Raw genomic sequence first — 18,468 nt, forward strand, 5'->3', positions numbered from 1 at the left:
TTTACCCTACAAACTGATTTAAATTTTGATATAAATCGACAGTGAATTCGATCATTCTTGTTAACATCCATGGGCCGAAAAACACCAATCCAACTAATACCGCGACTATTTTAGGAATAAAGGCAAGCGTTTGTTCTTGAATTTGTGTTGTCGCCTGAAATATACTAACAAGAAGCCCAACAGCAAGTGCCAAAATAAGCAATGGACCTGTAATTAGTAAAATTGTATAAATTCCTTTTTCTGCTAGTTCTAAAACAAATTCACTATTCAAACAAACACACCCCTTTCTACTGGAAGCCTTCTAATAAAGAATGGGTGATTAAATACCAGCCATCTACCAAAACGAACAATAAAATTTTAAATGGCAGAGATATCATAACCGGTGGCAACATCATCATCCCCATCGACATCAGAACACTTGCGACAGCCATATCAATAATTAGGAACGGTACAAATATCATGAAACCCATTTGGAAAGCAGTTTTTAATTCACTGATTGCAAAAGCGGGCACTAAAGTAGTTATTGGAATATCTTGTACTGTTTCAGGTTTTTCTATTTCCGCATAGTTCATAAATAATGCCAAATCTTTTTGCCTTGTATGTTTTGCCATAAAATCTTTCATTGGTTCACTAGCACGATCATATGCCTCATCTAACGTAATCTCTTCATCAAAGAGTGGCTGTAATGCATCATCATAAACCTGGTTAAATGTTGGTGCCATAATAAAAAATGTTAAAAACAAGGCGATCCCGATTAAAACCTGGTTAGGTGGCATTTGCTGTGTTGCAAGCGATGTCCTCACAAACGACAGCACGATGATAATCCTTGTAAAGCTAGTCATTAAAATAAGGATACTCGGAGCCAGTGATAAAACGGTCATTAATAATAAAAGTTTTACAGATGTTGCGACAGATGAAGGATCTGAACCAGAAAACATATCAACAAATTCATTCATGTTTATCTTCCTTCTGTTCATATTGATTGATCATTTTCTTCCTGCCCTGTTTCAATCTATCCAGTTCAGTAGAAAATAGTTTTTTGAATTCGTTTTTCTTTTGCTTAGCAGAAGTTTGATCTTCATCTGATTTAGCTTGAAAAAGTGATGTTACGAGATTACCTGCTTGAAAGTCTTTCGTATCATTACTTTTTAATAAATCATTTTTCACTTCTTCGTCTGTTATCTCTTGGAGCATCTCGACATTATCGCCAACACCGATAATATATACTTTTGTCCCAATCCGAACGATTTGAATCGATTTATTTTGACCAACCGAGATACCACCAATATTTTCTAAAGCTTTGACTTGCGAAAAAAGTTTGTTACGTTTATTCAAAAACTTTAGTAGTACGTAAATGAGTGCGATAACCAAAAGTAATGCAAACACCATTTTAACTAATTCAAATAGTAACGACCCATTGTCATTTTTGATGCTAGAAGAGTCAGATGAAGTGTCATCCGAATCCTCTGTTTTCTTAGATGTCGACCCTTCTTCTTTAGAACAGTCTGCCTTATCCTCCATACAGTCCTTAACATTTGGTGATGCGGCATAGGCATGCTGATAAAATGTTGTAAACATTAATAGAACGAGTCCGATCGTTATCCAAATCTTTTTATTCACCATACTCACTCGTTTCTTAACTTAGGGCCTTCTGAATAGCTTCAATTACCCTGTCTGCCTGGAATGGTTTCACAATGAAGTCCTTCGCACCGGCTTGAATGGCATCAATTACCATTGCCTGTTGTCCCATTGCTGAACACATGATTATTTTTGCACTAGGATTTTCCTTTTGAATTTCCTTTAAGGCTGTAATGCCATCCATTTCCGGCATTGTAATATCCATTGTCACTAGATCTGGCGTTAATTCCTTATATTTCTCTACTGCTTGTGCTCCGTCTTGTGCTTCACCAACAACATTAAAACCATTTTTCGTTAAAATATCTTTTATCATCATTCGCATAAATGCTGCATCATCAACAATTAAAATACTTTGTGCCATATCTAATACGCCCCCTATTTTAGTTTCATTAATCTAGCAGATTGACTAATAATATCGGTAACTCTTACGCCAAAGTTTTCATCAATAACAACTACTTCACCTGTAGCAATTAATTTCTCATTGACAAAAATATCGACTGGTTCACCTGCTAGTTTATCCAGTTCAATGATAGATCCAGATGATAAATCCAGTATGTCTTTAATTGTCCGTTTAGTTCGACCAAGTTCAACAGTAACCTTTAACGGAATATCTAATAACATATCCAGATTACGTTGTTCATTTTTGTTCAATTCAACGGGCTCAAAGTTAGAAAAATTCGCTTGCTGAACCGTTGAACTTTTTTGGTCAACACGATCCCCTAAATATTGTGGGGAACCATTTTGAGGCTCACTGGTTTGTATATTTTGTACAGGTGCCTCTTCCTTAGGCTTGTCCAATTGATCAACAGCAGCAGCAACTTCTTCCTGTGCTTCCTGTGCTTCCTCTTCAGGTCCGTTTAACAATTGATCAACCAGCTGTTTAGCAAATGGAACCGGAATTAATTGCATGATGTTCGAATCGATTAAATTCCCTACCTTTAATTGGAAAGAAACTTTTACAAAAACTTCCGTATCCTGTATTGTTTCGGTATTTTCGTCACTGCCCGAGTCAATCAGTTTAATAGATGGTGGTGATATATCAATTCGCTTGGAAAAAATAGTAGACATACTTGTTGCTGCAGCACCCATCATTTGATTCATCACTTCTTGTACTGCACTTAAGTGAATCTCATTTAATTCATCATCCGGAGATTCTCCAGTGCCGCCGAGCATTATATCTGAGATTACTGCAGCATCTTCAGATTTAATGACAAAAACATTTTGTCCACTAAAACCTTCCACATAGTTTACTTGGATACTGACATGCTCAAAAGTAAATTCATCCGTTATATCTGCTTTTTTTATCACGGAAACGGTTGGTGTGGTAATATCCACTTTCTGATTTAATAACGTTGATAATGTTGTAGCAGAACTACCAAACGAAATATTACCTATCTCGCCTAACGTATCGATTTCCAGGGAGGATAAATAATCATTTACATCTGTTTGCTCTGTTTGTTCTGTTTGCTCACCTTGTTGACTTTCTTCCCCTTCGTCTTCGTCTGCACCAACATTTAATAGTGCATCAATTTCTTCTTGAGAAAGCATTCCATCATTCATCGTCATCGTCCCCCCTTATAATTTTCTCTAATACTTGCACAGACATTCGATTTTTAAATTTACCTGGCTGTACATGGAATTTCGGTTCGTTATTTATTTTCAGCGTCAACGGTTGATCGATTGCTTGATCTAGACCAATAACATCACTTTTATTTAGCTGTAGGAATTCTTGAATGGAAATATTAGTTTCTCCTAACAATGTCTTGGCCTCAACTTTAGCTTGCTGAATATTCTTAGTTAACTTCTCATATGCCTCAGGATCTCGATTCTTCGTTGTTGTTTGCATCCAATAATGGACGGAAAGATTTGGGATGATCGGTTCTAATACAATGTGCGGAATACAAATATTGATCATTCCACTTGCTTCCCCAATTGTCGTATTTAACGAAACAACAATTACAGTCTCGTTCGGTGCGACCATTTGCAAGAACTGAGGATTCACCTCAAAGTCTTCTAAAACCGGATCAATTTCTACAATAGATGACCAAGCTTCCTGAAGGTTAACAATGGCCTTCTCAAACAGCTGTGACATCAGCATTGTTTCAATTTCTGTTAAATTATCAACCTTGTTAACGCTAGTCCCCTTACCGCCAAGAACACGGTCAAGCATTCCATATGCAATGTTCGGGTTAACCTCCATTAAAATTCTACCTTCCAGAGGGGCGACACTATAAATATTTAATACTGTCATTTTCGGAACAGATCGTATGAACTCTTCATAAGGAATTTGGTCAACCGACGCAACCGATATATTGACATATGTTCGTAGTTGTGCGGAGAAAAAAGTTGTTAATAATCGTGCGTAATTTTCATGAATTCGAGCTAAACTACGAATTTGATCTTTTGAAAATCGGAGCGCACGTTTAAAATCATAGACCCGAACTTTCTTTTCCTTTTCTTCTTTTTTCAATTCATCCGCATTCATCTCACCTGATGATATAGCAGATAACAGAGCGTCGATCTCATTTTGCGAAAGTACTTCTTCTACCAAAAATCCTCACCTCCATTGTGGAGTAATTAAAGCTATTGTAAAATTTTACTGATTGTGTAAACATCTGTAATTTTACCTTCTGACATCTTTTCATTTAACTTTAACTTGATGACATCTTCTAAAGAACCAAGCCCACTTTTAAAGTCCTCTTCTTCCATTTTTGCTAATTCTTTTATGAGAATATTTTTCAACTGAAATTCCCGTTTTCCTACTTCCTCTTTTGCCTTTTTGCTATCGGTAATAATTTGGAATTGGATACGGACAAAGCTACCATCTTCTAAATCAGTGGTAATTTCCGATGTTTGATAGGAATATTCAACCATGTCATCTAAAGTTTGCGCACTGCTGTTGTTTTCGTCATCTTTTACATTTAACACAACGATTAATGCTGCGACACCTGCAATTAACAAGATACTCAGAGTTGCTATCATCGTTTTAGCCAACTTATTCATTAGCTTCACCTGCCTCTTTTAACACGCGTTGAACCCCAATGTCCCGGTAATAATAGGTTACTAAATCTACTACCTTTGCCTCTGATTCTTTTACAACTAATTTCTTGCCATTTAATAATGTAATTGTTGTATCCGGATGGGATTGGATTTGTTCAATCATGCATGCATTCAACGTAAATGTTTCATCGTTTAATCGTGTCAGTTGAATCATGTTATGGTGGGGGCTAGCTTCTTAAGCAGCACCCCCTACCCCCTTATTTATCGTTTTAGATTTACTAATTCTTGTAAAATTTCATCTGATGTTGTAATAATTCTCGTATTTGCCTGGAACCCACGTTGGGCTGTGATCATCTCCGTGAATTCTTCAGACAAGTCAACATTGGACATTTCAAGAGCACCGCTGACAATGGAAGCTACACCGTCTGATTCCGGTAAAGCCAAACCATTGTATCCTGCATTTTCTGTATTTAAGAAAAGATTGCTACCGTCTTTTTGTAAACCTGCTTGATTGGAAAAATTAGCTAAAGCAACTCGTCCAGCAACTTCTGTATTTCCATTAGCGTCTATATAATTTACAATCCCATTTGTTTGTACACTAAAGCTTTGTGCAGTGTCGGGTATGTTGATAGGCTTATATAAATAAGTTACATCTGTATCATCAACCGTATTTCCAGTGGGTTCGCCTGCTGAATCCAGCAAATTCCCGTCTTTATCAACCGTATATTGAGTGGCTGGATCTGTGCTTTGATCTTCAACAATTGGGTTCCCGTCATCATCAACATCATAAGCTATTAAGTACAACCCCTGAGGATTAACAACATCCCCCTCTTCGTCTAAATAAAAGTTTCCCGCTCTTGTGTAAGACACATTTGTTTCTTCTAGCGTTTCCCCAATATCACTCGCAACAACAAACATCCCGTCACCTTCTAAAGCAAAATCTAGAGGATTATTCGTAGTTTGACGGAAACCCTGTGTATGAATGTTATCAATCGTACCCAACTGCGATCCTAGCCCAACCTGTTTAGCATTTACACCACCGCGTGTGTCTGTTGCACCTTGCGCACCTGATGTCATCTGACTCATCATATCCTGAAATGTAACACGACCTTTTTTGAAGCCTGACGTATTAACGTTGGCAATATTATTACCGATAACATCTAATTTTGTTTGAAAACCTTTCATTCCTGAAATACCTGCATACATGGAACGTAGCATATAATTTCTCCCCTTTTTTGGTTTTTATCATTTTGGCTGTATCGATCATTCAACAGTCATTTGGCTTCCCATAAGGGTCCAGCCTATTCATTAATTAAAATCGTACCGTTAATGTTTGTAAAAATTTTGCTTGTTGCTTCATCCCGATTCATTGCCGTAACGACTGTATTATTTTTTGTACTGACCAGTAATGCAGCATCTTTTGTTAGAACTAGTGAGTCGGTGACACCTTTTTGTTTTGCCTCAGCCATTTTAGTTGTTATTTGTTGCCACTCGTTTTCGTGAATGGTTATATTACGTTCGTTCAGACGTTCTTTTGCATGTTTGCTTACTTTCACCTGAACATCCGATAATATATCTTTAAAGTTGGCTGAAGAGCTTTGCTTTGTTACTGGCCTGTTTACGGTCGGAAATAAAGGCTTATTTACTTGTGTTTGATGGATGCGATGATCCATGTTATTCACTTCCTTCAGATGGTTCAGGACCTGCTACTTTTTCTTCAGTATTGTCCGTATCAACCTCTGCTTCTGGATCGCTCACTTGTAAGATAGAATCTGCGTATATTTTCTCACCATTTTCCAGCTCCAGAATAGCCCATCCGTCTTGTTGACTGACTGCAGCTACTTTACTTGTTTCTACGTCAAGCTTTTCACCTGTTTCTTGATCATAGGCTTGATACGAAACCTCTTTCCCAATCATATGACTATACTTAACTACTGGCGATTCCATTTGATTTTGCACAAGTTTATCAATGGAATTCGTCATGTTCATCATCTGCTCTAGCGATGAAAAAGTGGCCATTTGTGAAATAAATTCACGGTCATCCATTGGGTTGGTTGGGTCCTGATTTTGTAATTGCGTCATTAAAATTTTCATGAATTCGTCTTTCCCAAGATCTGGACTTGGTGTTCTAGCATCAGGTTGATTGTGTAAATACAACGATGGATCAATTTTCGTCACATTCCTCACCTACACTTTCTCATTCATTAATACTTCTTGGAATTGCGTTTCAAAATCATTCTGCTCTTGTCCACTTGAATCTTCGTCATTTGAATGCTGTGCTTGTCCCTGGTCTTGTTCTTGATCATTCATCGATTGATTCTCTTGTTCACCTTGAAAGTTTTGCGCCTGGTTCGTGCTCAAATCCTGTTTTTCAATTACAACTTGCTGTGGCGAAAACATGTGTTTCAGTTGATGCATGTTGGACTCCAGCATATCTTTGGCTGCTTGTGATGTTACCATGATTTTCACAGTCATTTCCCCATTGATTTGGGTTAATTTAACCATCATCTCGCCAAGATTATCTGGCTTTAAGGCAATTGATAATTGTGATGTCCCATTATTCATTGAGAAAAATTTGCTTGTTTTCATTACTTTTTGAAACTGTTCAATCAATTGTTGATCAACTGTTTGGGAACCTTGATTCTGATTCATATAGATAACATATTGTTCGACTTTTGACATTGGCATAGATGAAGCCGTCATGTGTTGTGATTGTGATGGGGCCTTATCAACCTGTGTTTGATCATTCAACACTTTCTGTAATAACTTTGCCACATCATTACTGGTTACTTTTGCATTGGTGTTATATTGCTGATTGGTAACAAACTGGTTGCGCTTTTGATAAAACTGAACCAATTCGCGCCACATTGCTTGTTCTTTTGTTCCACTGGTACCTTTTCCAGATACGAGTGTATCAAGTGCAGCTTTGTCTCCCGGTAGCTTTTTTGCCAATGATGTCCATTGTTCCAATAATTTCAATAGAGCGGAAGCATCGGTTTTCGAAATAGATTCACCGCTTGTTACGTGTCCTAAAACTTCTTTCGCTTGTTTGAAAATGGCTGCTAATTGTTGCTCAATAGTGCCATCATTTACTGCAACTGCCATCTGGATATTCATAAGTTCAGGGTTAATAGTCAAACTTTCCGTATGATCTTGTTCGTTTGCAGTTTGACCAAGTAATTTTTCAAGCTTATTGATTATCTTTCCTAATGCATCAATACCACTCAAACCTTGAATATCGGCCGAGTCTAATATGTTCTCTGATAACTGCTCACCAATTCCGGGTAAGTCCTTAAGTAGTGCTGTCAAATCTTCTATGTTCAGCACACCTTCTTTTTGTTTCTCAAGCCCTTGCACTTTTGATGATTGATTAAGCACAGCTAGTAAATCTGCTATGTTTAACTGTTCCTTTTCTTTACCTTCTGAATCCATCATTTTCAATGAACCATTAAGCAATGCTAGTAAATCCGCAATGTTTAGTTGATCATTATCCTTCTGCTTTGATCCTTGCATCTTTGGTGATACAGAAGATTGTTCATTGGTTAAAAGCCCTTGAAAAACAGATGATTTATCAGACTTATTCCCCGTGTTTTTTGGCCCTATATTTCCTGCTTGTGTCACTTGCTGCGAAATCATTCCGATCGCGTTCACGATTCTCACCTCCTTTCAAGTTTCTCTGCCACTAATTACTATTAACAAACAGTTTTGTTAATTTGGCAGCTAATTTGGGATCCATTTCTGCAAAAATTTCACCGCGAACTTTATTTGGTACTTCTTTTAAGATAGAAATCGCTAAATCGTTGTCCATGTTTTGAAAAATCAATGCAGCCTGTTCACGATCCATATCTTTGAATGATGAGGACATTGTTTTAACCGTATCTTGTTCCTCATCTTTGTTTTCACTTTCTGCCGTATTGGCTTCATCAGGCGTTGTCCGATTTTCAAGTTTGGTAATTTCTTGCTCCATTTGATCAATTGTTGCCTCAAGATCAGTTACATTTTGGTTTAATTGGTCAATTTCTTCATTCTTATTTTTGATAGTAGTTTTCATTTTTTCTTCCGTTTGTTGAACATTTTTTTCTTCATCGGTCGAAATCAACGACGATACCACTGGGATGTCATTTCCAGTCTTTTTAACCCAGTCAATGACATTTACCCCTGCTACGGAAAAAATAATAATCGCTAGTGTAATCGCAACAATGATTGGAATAACAATTGCAAAGAAGAACCATAAAATCGGATTTGTTTTTGTCTTATGTTCTGATTGTGCCTTTGATTTTTTTGATTGATTTGCCATACCTGTCACCCATTTTTCCTGCTTAAAAACTGCTGGATAGATATTTCGTCCATTGACTGCTTTTCTTGCTTAAGGATAATTTCCGCTTGTTCCTTTTGCCTTAGTTCGATGATTTTTTCAAACTTTTTTACTTCCACATGTGCACTCGTTAACTTCTCTTGTTTCGTTTCCATTTCTCTTCTTGCCTGCTGAACGGAATGTTGTAAGGTAACAATTTGTTTGTTTAATATTTCAATATATCTTACTTGCTCCTTTAATTGATCAATCGGAGTAGTTTGCTGAAGATAACTTTCATATGATTCTTCAGCCGCTTCCTTTTTTCGCAACAGTGTATATAGTTTCGTGGCAATTTTTTCAAAAAGTTCCATGGAATTACGATATGCTTTATGTGCGTCATTTTTTTCCTGCTCTCGAACATGCAGAATTTTAGATAAAGCCATAGTTTCTGCCATCAATCAGCACCTCCATTAAGCAGCTTTTGCATTTGTTTAATCGAATCATCGAGTGTGATATACTCAAAAATCGCCTGCTTTAAAAAGCGTTGTATTTTTGGATAATAGGCGATAGCTTTATCAATTTCATGGTCTGTTCCCCGCTTATATGCACCGATTTGAATGAGTTCACTATTTTCTTCATATTTCGCCATTAGCGAGCGCAATTCTTGAGCAGCTTCTAAATGTTCTTTATTTGCTATTTGATTCATTACACGACTAATCGATTTTAACGTATTAATGGCAGGAAATTGACCTTGCTCAGCTAACTTTCGATCTAATACAAAATGCCCGTCCAAAATACCACGAACAGTGTCAGCAATCGGTTCGTTCATGTCATCCCCATCAACTAGCACGGTATAAAACGCAGTAATTGTTCCTTTACTACTTGTCCCTGTCCGTTCTAACAATTTTGGCAACGTAGCAAATACAGATGGTGTATATCCTTTCGTTGTTGGTGGTTCACCAGTCGCAAGACCCACTTCCCTTTGAGCCATCGCCACCCTTGTCACCGAATCCATCATCAAATTTACCTGAAAACCTAAATCACGAAAATATTCACTAATTGCTGTTGCTGTATATGCACCTTTAATCCGCATTAGAGCTGGTTGATCAGAAGTTGCAACAACGACAATCGATTTTTTCAATCCTTCGTCACCTAGATCATTCTCAATAAATTCTCTAACTTCTCGACCACGTTCACCGATAAGGGCAATCACATTTATATCTGCTCCACTGTTCCTAGCAATCATACCTAGCAATGTACTTTTACCCACACCACTTCCCGCAAAAATCCCAATTCGCTGTCCCTTACCAACTGTTAACAAGGAGTCAATCGCCTTCACACCAACTTGAATTGGTTCATCAATCGGCGGTCGGGATAACGGATTTGGTGGAGATTGCTCGGTTAGATAGTTTGTTAATCCTTTTGGCAATTTTGTATTGTCTAAACTTCTACCTAGTGAATCTACTACTTTACCAATCAGACCACGGCCAACTTTTATTGTTAAGGCACTTCCGGTAGATTCGACCAGACAACCTGGTCCGATTTCCGTTACTTCCGCATATGGCATAAGAATGATTTTTTCATTACTAAACCCAACAACCTCAGCCATTACCGTACGCTGTTTCGCTGAAGATGCATGGATAAAACAAACTTCTCCAATATTTGCATCCGGTCCCTGTGATTCGATCATAAGCCCGACCACACGCAGTACTTTTCCATAACGTTTATATGTGTCCGCTTGTTCAATAGCTGCCAAATAATTTCCTAGGTTCATTGTTCATTCTCCAGTGTAAGCTCATGTAAAATTTCTCGAAGCTGTTTTAATTGCGTATCAACACTTGCATCAATTTGTCCGAATGGATGCTCAATAATGCAACTGTCCGGATTTAATTCCTCTGTTAAATGTACCGTTAGTTTTGTATCTTCAGGCAACAATTGATATAATTCATCTTTTTGCTGGACAATAAACTCATAATTATCCGGATTTACATTTACAGTAATAACGGATTGATCCTTAATTTCCTTTATAGCTGCTTTTACAATCGATAAAAATGTTTCCGGACTATCTACTAACGTTTGGTTGATGATCTTTTCGGCCGTATGAATTGCCAAATCGATTATTATTTCTTCACTTTGTTCAATGGTAGCGTGATAGTCCACAGTTGCAGAAGAAATAATTTGGTTTGCTTTGTCTAACAATTGTTGATATTGTTCCAAGCTTTCTTGCTTTCCAGTTGCAAAACCTTCATTATATCCTTCTTCCTGCGCCTGTTTCCTATAGGTTTCTTTCGTTTTTTCCCATTCTTCCTTATCTTGTTCAATCGTTTGTTGTGCCTCTTGGAGGATTTGTACTTTCTTTGTTTCAAGCTGTTTCAGTTCAGCACGCATGTCATTCAATTTATGTTGTAATGTAATCTGCTCGTTTTCTAGTGAATTATCATCGTTCTGTTTAGGTTCCGTCTGTCTAATTTGTTCTATCGGTTTAATTTTAATCTCTTTGCCATTTACCGCATTGTAAGAGTTGCTATTAGACAATAATATCGTCACCTCCACCACGAGCGATAACAATTTCACCAATTTCTTCTAATTTGCGAATAACCGAAACAATTCTCGTTTGCGCTTCTTCAACATCTCTCAATCGAACAGGGCCCATATATTCCATTTCTTCTTTAAACGTTTCTGCCATTCGTTGTGACATGTTTTTGAAGACAATATCTTTCACTTCATCACTAGCAACTTTAAGTGCAAGTCGTAAATCTTCATTATCCACTTCACGAACAACACGCTGAATGGCACGATTGTCAAGAATAACAATATCTTCAAAGACAAACATGCGTTTTTTGATTTCATCAGCAAGTTCTGGATCTTGAATTTCCAATGCATCTAAAATGGTTCGTTCTGTACTACGATCAACACCATTCAATACTTCCACAACAGCTGGAATACCACCAGTTTGTGTGTAATCCTCTGTCAGTGCTGAGGATATGTTGCGTTCTAACACTTGTTCAACTTGGTTAATAATTTCCGGTGATGTCGAATCCATCGTCGCAATCCTTTTTGCTATATCCGCCTGCATTTCCTGTGGCAATTCAGATAAAATTTGACCAGCCTGTTCGGCATCAAGATAACTTAAGACAAGTGCTATCGTTTGCGGATGCTCGTTTTGGATAAAATTTAATACTTGTTGTGGATCAGCTTTACGCGCAAAATCAAACGGTCTAACTTGCAGTGATGATGTAAGCCGATTGATAATATCGGATGCTTCTTGTGAGCCAAACGCTTTTTCAAGAACTGTCTTCGCGTAGCCGATTCCACCTTGTCCAATATAATCCTGTGCTAGTGCAAGTTGCTGAAATTGCTCTAGCACATCCTCTTTTAAATTTGATTCTACTTTTTTAACTGAAGAAATCTCTAAACTTAACTTCTCGATCTCCTCTTCAGATAAATACTTATATACTTGAGCGGATACGTCTGGACCTAAGGAAATTAAGAGAATTGCTGCTTTTTGTTTTCCGGTTAATTCCCCTTTTTGTCTTGCCATAAATAGTTCCTCCTAATCATCCGCAATCCAACTTCTTAAAAGTTTAGCAAAGTCTTCTGGTTTTTCTTTTGCCATTTTCTCCAACTGCTTCCGTCGAACCACGGATTCTGTATCTGGTTCTCCACCTAGTTCTGGTACTTCTGCAGCTGTTTCTTCTACTGCCACCGTCTCTTCTTCTATTTCTTCTTCTTCGCTGTCATCTTTTCGTCTGCGAATTAACATAATAACTAGAATGATAATGATGACTAATAAAATACCCCCAGCAATATACATCCACATTGGAATAGCAGATTGCGGTGTTTCTGGAAATGCAGTGTCACCACTAAATTCTTGGAAAACAATCGATACTTTTTCATCCGGTTGTTGTACTTCACCATATTCTTTGTCGATTGATGTTGTAATAATGGAATCTAAAATAGAAGATATCCCATCTTGTACACTATTCTGTTCTTGCTGACTAAGGTATTGGACATCTTTTCCATCTTTATCTTTCACATTGTCCACAGCAACTTGAATGCCCAAATCACGAATTTTATATGGGCTCTCAGCGATCTCTTTATGAATACGATTGTACTCATTATTCACTGTTTCTTTTACAAGTTCATACTCACCGTCTCCATCATTATCCTCGGCTTGATAGTTCGTTATGTCCTCTTCACCAGTTCCTGCAACACCACCAGCCGGAGGATTATCTCCTGTATATGTTTCGTGAACCGTTTCGATACTAACTGGTACACCTTCCATATTTTCGACATCTACCGGATCAACAATTTCTTCAACACGGTTCTCCTCCGTGAAATCGATGTCTGAAGTGACCGAAACGATAACATTTTCCGGACCAACCATGGCACCAAGCATTTGCTGTACTCTTCTCTTGATATCACGTTCGATATCCTTTTTGATCGATTGTTGTGATGTGTACGCATCTTGGCCACCAGAAACTGTTTGCTTATCCTGGTCGTAATATTCGAAATACTGATTCATGATAACAATATTTTCAGCAGGTAGGTTTGGTACTGCCTTGGAAACTAACCGATAAAGTGAATCAATCTGGTTGCCTTGAAATTGTTGTCCTGGTTGAGTGTTGATAACAATTGATGCACTCGCTTCTTCTGCATTATCACTAACAAACACCGGTTCTTCAGGCATGTTAACCATTACTTTTGCATCGTTAATTCCATCAACGCCCTTAATTAAGTTGGCTAATTCCGTCTGCATAGCATCCAATTTAATCATGTCGAACTCGTTATCGGTAATACCCCAGGAAGCATTGTCGCTAAAAAACGAATAATCAATGTTGCCGCTGTTAGGAATCCCTTGACCAGCAAGATCTACCAACAATGAATCTACCTGTTCTTCCGGAACGGTTATGGTCTTCCCTGCATCTTCCAATTCATATGGAACTCCTCTTGTATCAAGCTCCGTTTTAATCTGACCAACTTCCTGCAATGATAAATTATTATACAACGGGACCATTTTCGTATTCGATGAAAATATTACAATACCGATGATCAAAGCAATAACGATAGCGATGGAACCCAAAAGTATACCTTTTTGACTTTTTGATCGATTTGTCCAAAAAGATTTTGTTTTATCTTTAATTTGTAAAATTTTCTCTTTCATATATTCCCCCGCCAAATTCAAAATCTATTAGAGCATACAATACCTATATTACTAGTTTGTGTTAAGACCCGGTCACAATTATTTCTAGCGTCCAATCACTATACTTGCATCCGCATGATTTCGTTATAGGCATCAATTACTTTTCGCTGAATTTGAACAGAGGTTTCTAACGTAATACTTGCCTTTTGCGCAGTAATCATCACATCATGCAAGTCGTTAATTTCACCCTTTGCTAAGCTTTCCGTTTTTTGATTTGAAGCGACTTGTGTGTCATTAACGTGCTGTATTGCCGCTTTTAATGTATTCGCAAAATCAGCTTGTGCCTCTCCAGCTGGAATTTTAGGTTTGGCGCTTGCTTTAGCGGGTAAATATGATGGTGCTATACCAGTTATACTTTGATTCATAATAAACGCTCCCTAATCCCTATTTGCCTATTTCTAAAGCTTTCATTAACATACTTTTTGTTGCATTTACCGAGGTGATGTTCGCCTCATATGATCTGGTTGCACTCATTAAATCAACCATTTCCTTTAGGGGATCCACATTTGGTAATTCAACATAACCAGCCTCATTCGCATCTGGATGGTTGGGGTTATAAACAAGTTTGAACGGTTCATCATCTTCCACTATTTCACTAACTTTGACACCCGAACCTGGTGACGAAGTTGTATTTGATGCTTTTTGTAGAAATGATTGAAAGCTTTTTTCTTTCGGTTCAACAACGGTCATTTTTCTACGGTACGGCTCATATTCGCCATCCTCATTAACAGTGGCTCTCGTCGTTTGAGCATTGGCAATATTTGAAGAAATAACATCCATCCTTAATCGTTGAGCCGTCAATGCACTTGCACTCGTATTTAGCGCGTTAAAAATCGACATTATTATCTTCCCCCTCTAACAACTGTTTGCAAATCCCGGAACTTACCATTCATTCTGTCAACTAATGATTGATAATAGATTTGATTTTCTGCAAGTTCTGCCATTTCTTTATCAATATCAACATTATTACCGTTATGATTGTACATGGTATCGTTCTTTGTATTAATTTGATAGGAATTTTGTGATGTTCCATTGTTAAATGGCAAATGTCTTGGATCTGTGCGTTTTGCCGCTAATGAATTCCCCAGTTCTTTATGTAATACATTTTTAAAGGTTACATCTTTCGCCTTATAATTCGGAGTATCTACATTCGCGATATTATTTGATATCGTACTATTTTTAACACTTGCATAATCAAGCGAATTTTCAAGTGTTCGGAATGTTCCACCAAACAAATCCATTACAATTCCTCCTTCATTTAATGGAAACCTTTCTAACGGACATAAACTATATTATCCATACGAATATTGTAATTTATCCAACGAACAATGTCTATGTTATTTCGACATATTCCGACTTAGGAAAATAAAATAGTTACAAATAACTAGGATTTAAGTCTCGAAAAAACACTCATCATTGGAATATTATATCAAAAAGTTATGCAACAATGAGTATTTTATCACATTTTGTCGAGTTTTGATAGTTGATATAGGACTTTGTTAATAATCTGCCATAAAAAAAAGACTAGCGCTCCGCTAGTCTTTTTTCCTTTATCTTATCTAGAACGTAACTTTTCTAGTTCTACAAGGAATTTATCATTTAAAACTTTAATGAATGTTCCTTTCATTCCCAATGAACGGGATTCAATTACACCGGCACTTTCTAATTTTCTAAGTGCGTTAACGATAACTGATCTGGTAATACCTACTCTATCAGCAATTTTACTTGCCACTAATAGACCTTCATTTCCATTTAATTCTTCAAAGATATGATCGATTGCTTCTAGTTCACTATAGGAAAGTGAACTGATTGCCATTTGAACTACCGCTTTACTTCTAGCTTCCAATTCAATTTCCTCTGTTTTTTCATGAAGAATTTCCATTCCAACTACAGTAGCGCCGTATTCACCAAGTAATAAGTCATCATCACTAAAGCTTTCTGTTAATCTACTTAGTACAAGTGTTCCAAGTCGCTCCCCACCACCAATGATAGGTACGATTGTTGTTAAACCATTTTGGAATAATTCACGATTTTCTACAGGGAATGCTGTATAGGAGCTATCAATATCCAAGTTCGCTGTTGTTTCATGAATATTGAACAATCCTCTAGTATATTCTTCAGGGAATTGACGTTCTTCAAGCATTGATTTCATACGCTCGTTTTCGATTTCCTGATTAATAGCAAATCCTAACAATTTCCCTCTTCTGCTTACGATGAATACATTACCCCGAATTACGTCTCTCAATGATGCCGACATTTCATTAAAGTTTACTGATTTCCCTGTTGCTTTCTGTAACATTGCATTAATTTTTCTTGCGCGATCTAAAAGTTCCATGATAATCCTCCATTTCAATTGTTTAAATTATAATATAAATTGGCTTAAATCTTTATTTTTTACGATTGTACTTAATTTTTTATCAACATATTCCGGGGTGATTTTTACTGTCTCCATCGTAACGTCTGGTGCTTCAAATGATAAATCTTCAAGTAGCTTTTCCAAGATCGTGTGCAATCGTCTTGCTCCGATATTATCTGTCTCTTGGTTCACCTGATAGGCAATTTCTGCTAGTCTAGTCACAGCTTCGTCTGTAAACGCAACATTTATACCTTCTGTTTTCAACAATGCATGGTATTGCTTCAATAATGCGTTCGATGGCTCTTGTAAAATTCGTTTGAAATCTTCTACAACCAACTTTTCTAATTCAACCCGAATCGGAAATCTTCCTTGCAATTCTGGTATTAAGTCAGAAGGTTTTGACATGTGAAAAGCACCCGCAGCAATAAACAGCATGTGGTCGGTTTTTACCGGACCATGCTTGGTCACAACAGTAGACCCTTCCACAATCGGCAAAATATCCCGCTGCACACCTTCTCGTGATACATTAGCCTGGTTATCCTGTTTACCAGCTACCTTATCAATCTCATCAATAAACAAAATACCGGATTGCTCAGCCCGTTCAATTGCTTCCTGGGCAGCTTCTTCCATATCAACAAGCTTTTGTGCCTCTTGCAGCGTTAATACCTTTCTAGCTTCTGAAACCGGGAGCTTTCGTTTCTTTTTTTTCTTCGGCATAAATTGACCAAGTGCATCCTGCATATTCATACCCATTTGCTCCATACCCGAACCTTGCAGCATATCAAACATGGAAGGAGGAAGTTCCTCGATTTCCACAGTTACAATATGGTCTTCCATTTCTCCAAGGGCAAGTTGGTGTTCAATCCGTTTTCGCTTGTTTCTAATTTCCTCGCTTTTATCTTGATCTTTTTCATCATTATCATCATCGTCTTCGGATCCATTAGAGAAAAGCATTTCAAACGGATTTTTCATGTTGGATTGTTTTTTAGCTTGAGGCATCAAAAGCTGTACAAGTTTCTTATTTGCTTCCACTTCTGCTTTACCTTTTACTTCTTCCATTTTTTCCTCTTTTACCATCCGTATAGCCATTTCAACCAAATCACGAACCATCGACTCAACGTCACGACCAACATAGCCTACTTCCGTGAATTTAGTTGCTTCTACTTTTACAAATGGCGCACCAACAAGTTTAGCTAACCTTCTGGCAATCTCTGTTTTCCCTACCCCTGTAGGGCCCATCATCAAAATGTTTTTTGGTACGATCTCATCTTTAATCGATTCATCCAGTTTCATTCGACGATAACGATTTCTAAGTGCAACAGCAACAGATTTTTTCGCTTGGTGCTGACCAATTATATAATTATCTAACTGATCAACAATTTGCTTTGGAGTTAAATCAATTCCCATTGTTAATAAGGCCTCCTTATTAATCAAGTACTTCTAATGTGATGTGATCATTCGTGTAAATGCAGATTTCACCTGCAATCTCTAATGCTGATTGGGCAATTTCCTTTGCGGTTAAGTTTTCAGTGTGTCTTCTTAATGCTCGACCGGCACTCAATGCATAATTACCCCCAGACCCGATAGCCAAGATACCATCGTCTGGTTCAATCACTTCACCAGTCCCAGAAACCAAAAACATATTATCTTTATTCATCACGATCAGCATTGCTTCCAATTTCCGAAGTACTTTATCACTCCGCCACTCTTGTGCCAATTCAACTGCAGCGCGAGCAAGGTTTCCGTTAAAGGCTTCCAGTTTACCTTCAAATTTTTCAAACAATGTAAATGCATCTGCGACAGATCCAGCAAAACCAGCCAAAACCTGCCCGTTAAATAATGTACGAACTTTCTTCGCTTTATGTTTCATTACCACTGCATTTCCCAATGTTACTTGCCCATCTCCACTCATTGCACATTGTCCATTGTGCATAATTGCAAAAATAGTCGTTGCATGCATTTCATTATTCACGATCA

The 18,468-nt window shown here is 37.5% G+C and carries 24 protein-coding genes; all 24 read right to left on the bottom strand.

Going from position 1 to position 18,468, the window contains the following annotated elements:
- Window position 1: 1 nt before the first annotated feature.
- Entirely contained in the window at window positions 2–271 is a 270-nt protein-coding gene (fliQ, locus tag C8270_RS15005; protein WP_106497612.1) for a flagellar biosynthesis protein FliQ, read from the bottom strand.
- A 16-nt stretch (window positions 272–287) separates the two neighbouring features.
- Window positions 288–956 (bottom strand): flagellar type III secretion system pore protein FliP, encoded by a 669-nt coding sequence (fliP, locus tag C8270_RS15010; protein WP_106497613.1) that lies wholly within the window; start codon window positions 954–956, stop codon window positions 288–290.
- Entirely contained in the window at window positions 949–1,620 is a 672-nt protein-coding gene (locus tag C8270_RS15015) for a flagellar biosynthetic protein FliO (RefSeq protein WP_106498557.1), read from the bottom strand. Before C8270_RS15015 ends, fliP begins: the two co-directional genes overlap by 8 nt.
- 16 nt (window positions 1,621–1,636) lie before the next feature.
- A complete protein-coding gene (locus C8270_RS15020; RefSeq protein ID WP_106497614.1) occupies window positions 1,637–1,999 on the bottom strand; it encodes a response regulator in 363 nt (120 codons plus the stop codon).
- Between the two features lie 14 nt (window positions 2,000–2,013).
- On the bottom strand, window positions 2,014–3,198 hold the full coding sequence (gene fliY, locus C8270_RS15025; RefSeq protein ID WP_106497615.1) for a flagellar motor switch phosphatase FliY: 1,185 nt from the start codon (window positions 3,196–3,198) through the stop codon (window positions 2,014–2,016).
- Complete coding sequence (gene fliM / locus C8270_RS15030) at window positions 3,191–4,189, bottom strand: flagellar motor switch protein FliM (protein WP_106497616.1); 999 nt, start codon at window positions 4,187–4,189, stop codon at window positions 3,191–3,193. The genes fliY and fliM overlap by 8 nt, the downstream gene beginning before the upstream one ends.
- A 32-nt stretch (window positions 4,190–4,221) precedes the next feature.
- Entirely contained in the window at window positions 4,222–4,641 is a 420-nt protein-coding gene (fliL, locus tag C8270_RS15035; protein WP_106497617.1) for a flagellar basal body-associated protein FliL, read from the bottom strand.
- Window positions 4,634–4,852: a flagellar FlbD family protein gene (locus C8270_RS15040; RefSeq protein WP_106497618.1), complete on the bottom strand. Its 219-nt coding sequence runs from the start codon at window positions 4,850–4,852 to the stop codon at window positions 4,634–4,636. The genes fliL and C8270_RS15040 overlap by 8 nt, the downstream gene beginning before the upstream one ends.
- 47 nt (window positions 4,853–4,899) lie before the next feature.
- Window positions 4,900–5,856 (bottom strand): flagellar hook-basal body complex protein, encoded by a 957-nt coding sequence (locus C8270_RS15045; RefSeq protein WP_106497619.1) that lies wholly within the window; start codon window positions 5,854–5,856, stop codon window positions 4,900–4,902.
- Between the two features lie 83 nt (window positions 5,857–5,939).
- A complete protein-coding gene (locus tag C8270_RS15050) occupies window positions 5,940–6,311 on the bottom strand; it encodes a TIGR02530 family flagellar biosynthesis protein (protein WP_106497620.1) in 372 nt (123 codons plus the stop codon).
- A gap of 1 nt (window position 6,312) precedes the next feature.
- Window positions 6,313–6,816: a flagellar hook assembly protein FlgD gene (flgD, locus tag C8270_RS15055; RefSeq protein ID WP_106498558.1), complete on the bottom strand. Its 504-nt coding sequence runs from the start codon at window positions 6,814–6,816 to the stop codon at window positions 6,313–6,315.
- A gap of 9 nt (window positions 6,817–6,825) precedes the next feature.
- Entirely contained in the window at window positions 6,826–8,289 is a 1,464-nt protein-coding gene (locus C8270_RS15060) for a flagellar hook-length control protein FliK (RefSeq protein WP_106497621.1), read from the bottom strand.
- Between the two features lie 31 nt (window positions 8,290–8,320).
- Window positions 8,321–8,935: a MotE family protein gene (locus tag C8270_RS15065; RefSeq protein WP_158701742.1), complete on the bottom strand. Its 615-nt coding sequence runs from the start codon at window positions 8,933–8,935 to the stop codon at window positions 8,321–8,323.
- Between the two features lie 5 nt (window positions 8,936–8,940).
- Window positions 8,941–9,387: a flagellar export protein FliJ gene (gene fliJ, locus C8270_RS15070; RefSeq protein WP_106497623.1), complete on the bottom strand. Its 447-nt coding sequence runs from the start codon at window positions 9,385–9,387 to the stop codon at window positions 8,941–8,943.
- Complete coding sequence (fliI, locus tag C8270_RS15075) at window positions 9,387–10,706, bottom strand: flagellar protein export ATPase FliI (protein ID WP_106497624.1); 1,320 nt, start codon at window positions 10,704–10,706, stop codon at window positions 9,387–9,389. The genes fliJ and fliI overlap by 1 nt, the downstream gene beginning before the upstream one ends.
- Window positions 10,703–11,467, bottom strand: a complete 765-nt coding sequence (gene fliH / locus C8270_RS15080; RefSeq protein ID WP_158701743.1) for a flagellar assembly protein FliH — start codon at window positions 11,465–11,467, stop codon at window positions 10,703–10,705. The genes fliI and fliH overlap by 4 nt, the downstream gene beginning before the upstream one ends.
- The gene (gene fliG, locus C8270_RS15085; RefSeq protein ID WP_106497626.1) at window positions 11,460–12,473 is read right to left on the bottom strand and encodes a flagellar motor switch protein FliG; all 1,014 of its coding nucleotides are present in this window, start codon (window positions 12,471–12,473) and stop codon (window positions 11,460–11,462) included. The genes fliH and fliG overlap by 8 nt, the downstream gene beginning before the upstream one ends.
- A gap of 12 nt (window positions 12,474–12,485) precedes the next feature.
- A complete protein-coding gene (gene fliF / locus C8270_RS15090) occupies window positions 12,486–14,096 on the bottom strand; it encodes a flagellar basal-body MS-ring/collar protein FliF (protein ID WP_106497627.1) in 1,611 nt (536 codons plus the stop codon).
- 98 nt (window positions 14,097–14,194) lie between these two features.
- Window positions 14,195–14,500 (bottom strand): flagellar hook-basal body complex protein FliE, encoded by a 306-nt coding sequence (fliE, locus tag C8270_RS15095; protein WP_106497628.1) that lies wholly within the window; start codon window positions 14,498–14,500, stop codon window positions 14,195–14,197.
- Window positions 14,501–14,519: 19 nt separating this feature from the next.
- The gene (flgC, locus tag C8270_RS15100; protein ID WP_106497629.1) at window positions 14,520–14,975 is read right to left on the bottom strand and encodes a flagellar basal body rod protein FlgC; all 456 of its coding nucleotides are present in this window, start codon (window positions 14,973–14,975) and stop codon (window positions 14,520–14,522) included.
- A 2-nt stretch (window positions 14,976–14,977) separates the two neighbouring features.
- Window positions 14,978–15,376 (bottom strand): flagellar basal body rod protein FlgB, encoded by a 399-nt coding sequence (gene flgB / locus C8270_RS15105; RefSeq protein WP_106497630.1) that lies wholly within the window; start codon window positions 15,374–15,376, stop codon window positions 14,978–14,980.
- A 314-nt stretch (window positions 15,377–15,690) separates the two neighbouring features.
- A complete protein-coding gene (codY, locus tag C8270_RS15110) occupies window positions 15,691–16,470 on the bottom strand; it encodes a GTP-sensing pleiotropic transcriptional regulator CodY (protein ID WP_106497631.1) in 780 nt (259 codons plus the stop codon).
- Between the two features lie 27 nt (window positions 16,471–16,497).
- The gene (gene hslU, locus C8270_RS15115) at window positions 16,498–17,898 is read right to left on the bottom strand and encodes an HslU--HslV peptidase ATPase subunit (RefSeq protein WP_106497632.1); all 1,401 of its coding nucleotides are present in this window, start codon (window positions 17,896–17,898) and stop codon (window positions 16,498–16,500) included.
- Window positions 17,899–17,917: 19 nt separating this feature from the next.
- Window positions 17,918–18,463, bottom strand: coding sequence for an ATP-dependent protease subunit HslV (gene hslV / locus C8270_RS15120; protein ID WP_106497633.1), 546 nt, complete (start codon window positions 18,461–18,463; stop codon window positions 17,918–17,920).
- Window positions 18,464–18,468 lie beyond the last annotated feature (5 nt).

Origin of the sequence: Lentibacillus sp. Marseille-P4043 (assembly GCF_900258515.1) — a bacterium.
GTDB lineage: Bacteria > Bacillota > Bacilli > Bacillales > Amphibacillaceae > Lentibacillus_C.

Bases quoted from the DNA above. Each gene is read 5' to 3' on its own strand.
- fliE (WP_106497628.1), bottom strand. From the start codon at position 14,500: ATGAATCAAAGTATAACTGGTATAGCACCATCATATTTACCCGCTAAA.
- fliG (WP_106497626.1), bottom strand. From the start codon at position 12,473: ATGGCAAGACAAAAAGGGGAATTAACCGGAAAACAAAAAGCAGCAATT.
- C8270_RS15065 (WP_158701742.1), bottom strand. From the start codon at position 8,935: ATGGCAAATCAATCAAAAAAATCAAAGGCACAATCAGAACATAAGACA.
- codY (WP_106497631.1), bottom strand. From the start codon at position 16,470: ATGGAACTTTTAGATCGCGCAAGAAAAATTAATGCAATGTTACAGAAA.
- fliL (WP_106497617.1), bottom strand. From the start codon at position 4,641: ATGAATAAGTTGGCTAAAACGATGATAGCAACTCTGAGTATCTTGTTA.
- fliJ (WP_106497623.1), bottom strand. From the start codon at position 9,387: ATGGCAGAAACTATGGCTTTATCTAAAATTCTGCATGTTCGAGAGCAG.
- hslU (WP_106497632.1), bottom strand. From the start codon at position 17,898: ATGGGAATTGATTTAACTCCAAAGCAAATTGTTGATCAGTTAGATAAT.
- fliY (WP_106497615.1), bottom strand. From the start codon at position 3,198: ATGAATGATGGAATGCTTTCTCAAGAAGAAATTGATGCACTATTAAAT.
- C8270_RS15045 (WP_106497619.1), bottom strand. From the start codon at position 5,856: ATGCTACGTTCCATGTATGCAGGTATTTCAGGAATGAAAGGTTTTCAA.
- C8270_RS15020 (WP_106497614.1), bottom strand. From the start codon at position 1,999: ATGGCACAAAGTATTTTAATTGTTGATGATGCAGCATTTATGCGAATG.
- flgC (WP_106497629.1), bottom strand. From the start codon at position 14,975: ATGTCGATTTTTAACGCGCTAAATACGAGTGCAAGTGCATTGACGGCT.
- flgB (WP_106497630.1), bottom strand. From the start codon at position 15,376: ATGGATTTGTTTGGTGGAACATTCCGAACACTTGAAAATTCGCTTGAT.
- C8270_RS15040 (WP_106497618.1), bottom strand. From the start codon at position 4,852: ATGATTCAACTGACACGATTAAACGATGAAACATTTACGTTGAATGCA.
- C8270_RS15050 (WP_106497620.1), bottom strand. From the start codon at position 6,311: ATGGATCATCGCATCCATCAAACACAAGTAAATAAGCCTTTATTTCCG.
- fliI (WP_106497624.1), bottom strand. From the start codon at position 10,706: ATGAACCTAGGAAATTATTTGGCAGCTATTGAACAAGCGGACACATAT.
- fliF (WP_106497627.1), bottom strand. From the start codon at position 14,096: ATGAAAGAGAAAATTTTACAAATTAAAGATAAAACAAAATCTTTTTGG.
- fliP (WP_106497613.1), bottom strand. From the start codon at position 956: ATGAATGAATTTGTTGATATGTTTTCTGGTTCAGATCCTTCATCTGTC.